General features: G+C 63.7%; 1 protein-coding gene. It reads right to left on the bottom strand.

Annotated elements, in window-relative coordinates:
* Nucleotides 1-1059: AcrB/AcrD/AcrF family protein (locus tag GEV06_28605; GenBank protein ID MPZ21811.1), on the bottom strand; the 1059-nt coding region annotated here is incomplete at both ends.

The following is a 1059-nucleotide window of genomic DNA, read 5'->3' as shown; positions in this document are numbered from 1 at the left end:
GATCCGACTTCGGCCTCAGGTTTACCTGCAGGTCGGCCATGTGCGGCGCTTGGCGCAGGAAATAGTGACGGACCAATCCGTTGAAGTTGTAAGGCGAGACTGTACCACTGTAGCTCTGCACGTTGGTCACGTCTGGATCGGTCAGGGCTTCCTCGGCAAGTGCGGCTGCAACCCTCGCCGTCTGCTCGAGCGGCGTGCCCTCTGGCATGTCGATCACCACCTGGAACTCGCTCTTGTTGTCGAACGGCAGCATCTTCACGGTGACGAGCTTCAACGGCACGAGCGCGACTGCGACGAGGAGCAGCACGAGCACGCCTGCCAAGAACCCTGCACGCGCCCGTGGATGATTGATCAGCGGCTCCATCGCCCGCCGATAGATCTTGGTGAGACGATCTTCCTGCCGGTGCTCATGACCGACAGGGTGCGCGAGCAACCGGACCGCGGCCCAGGGTGTCACGATGAAGGCGACGAGCAGCGAGAACACCATGGCCGCCGAGGCGCCGATCGGGATCGGCCGCATGTACGGCCCCATCAAGCCGCCAACGAACGCCATCGGCAGGATGGCCGCCACGACCGCGAGCGTGGCGAGGATCGTCGGATTCCCCACTTCATCGACGGCCTTGATCGTCATTGCCGCGAGGCCACGTGCGTCGCTCGACCCCAGGCGCGCGTGCCGCACGATGTTCTCGACCACGACAATCGCATCGTCGACCAGAATGCCGATGGAAAAGATGAGCGCAAAGAGCGTGATGCGGTTGAGCGTGTAGCCATACAGCGAGAACAGGAACATCGTGAGCGCGAGCGTGACGGGAATCGCGATGAGCACCACCGCGGCTTCCCGGCGTCCTAATGCCCACCAGATCAGCGCAGAGACCGAGAGCACGGCCAGCAGCATGTGGAAGAGCAGCTCGTTGGATTTGTCCGTCGCCGTCTCGCCGTAGTTGCGCGTGATGGCCACCTCCACGTCCGCGGGTAGGACGGCCGCGCACAGGGCGTTCACCCGGTCCTCAATCTGATGCGCAAGCGCGGCCGCATTCGTGCCCTTACGCTTGGCCACGG

The sequence above is a fragment of the Luteitalea sp. genome (assembly GCA_009377605.1).
Lineage (GTDB): Bacteria > Acidobacteriota > Vicinamibacteria > Vicinamibacterales > Vicinamibacteraceae > WHTT01.
The sequence above is the reverse complement of the archived record's forward strand: the minus strand, read 5'-3'. Positions and strand labels throughout refer to the sequence as shown.